The organism is Oleiphilus sp. HI0080 (assembly GCF_001635135.1).
Window position 1 is genome coordinate 1 of sequence record NZ_LWFU01001241.1, and the last position, 795, is coordinate 795.

1 protein-coding gene is annotated in these 795 nt (G+C 48.2%); it reads right to left on the minus strand.

The window, feature by feature from the left end; all coding sequences use genetic code 11:
* On the minus strand, positions 1–420 hold a 420-nt coding region (locus A3751_RS21560), incomplete at its 3' end, for a flavin reductase family protein (protein WP_068458832.1).
* Positions 421–795 lie beyond the last annotated feature (375 nt).

Here is a 795-nt window from a genome sequence, read left to right on the forward strand (position 1 = left end):
AACTTTGCATCCAAAGGCAATGGGGCAATCGGCAAGTCTTGGCAGTGCGAAGCCTTCAAAATCGCAATGATCCATTTGGGAGTGCTTTAACTCCGAATCGCCGTACTCAAGTGTTTTTGATGAGTCGGATACCGCCTGCATGTGCGTAACCTGTGGTATATGCACAACGCAGAGTTCGCCTTCGGCAAGATTGACTCGCGTGTCCTTCTCTTCCCCCGTCGGTTTCTTACCGATAGAGACCACTAACGTTGGGGGTGCGCTGGCCATCGCATTGAAGAAGGAAAACGGCGCCAGATTAAAGGGTTCTCCGGCACCTGCTTTATTTTCAGTGAGTATCCAAGCGATAGGTCTAGGGACGATTGTTTGTGTGAGTAAATGGTAAATCTCAGAGCTTTCTTTGCTCGATAAGTCGATTTGCATCTTTGCTTCTCTGTAAGATGGTCCAATGTCTGGTTACGAGTATGCCATTAAAGGCGAGGTGACGGGTATTGTGGCCGGATATAACCAACTGTCACGGTGTGTCGCTATGCTCTGTATGGACAGAGCGTGGCAGGCTATTCTGATGGTGCGATCGTCCAAATGTGGTTTCTTTGCTCTATCAATCTAATTCAAAAATAAGGTTTCTTGATGCAAGCAATGCTCTATTCAAATTTCACTTTTCCCTGTGGGCTAACCGTTAAAAACCGGATTGCGAAAGCCGCGATGGAAGAAAATATGGCCGATGCGGATGGCTTGCCAAGCGATCTCTTGCTTGGGCTTTATAAACAGTGGGCGAGCGGAGGCGCTGGTTTGCTG